Genomic DNA, 234 nt, shown 5'->3' with positions numbered 1-234 from the left:
GAAGGCATGCGATCGGTCCAGCGCGAGGTCTCGGAGCTCTTTTCGCAGCGCTCCAACCGCACCGAAGCGGATTGGCACGCCACCGTTCAGCGTCACCAGGCAATCTATGACGCAATCGCGGCGGGCGACCCCGATCTGGCCGACCAACGCATTCGGGAGCACTTCGATGCCGCCGACATTGCGTCGCTCGAGGTCGCGGGCGTGGTGGCCGGCAAATTCGAGGAGCGGTCGCCG

Annotated in this window: 1 protein-coding gene; it reads left to right on the top strand. The window is 66.2% G+C overall.

Features of this window, described 5'->3' with window-relative positions:
• Positions 1-234: FCD domain-containing protein (locus ASE56_RS01295; protein ID WP_156371567.1), on the top strand; the 234-nt coding region annotated here is incomplete at both ends.

Origin of the sequence: Microbacterium sp. Leaf203, from assembly GCF_001421275.1 — a bacterium.
In the GTDB taxonomy this organism is placed as follows: Bacteria; Actinomycetota; Actinomycetes; order Actinomycetales; family Microbacteriaceae; genus Microbacterium; species Microbacterium testaceum_A.
The sequence above is the reverse complement of the archived record's forward strand: the minus strand, read 5'-3'. Positions and strand labels throughout refer to the sequence as shown.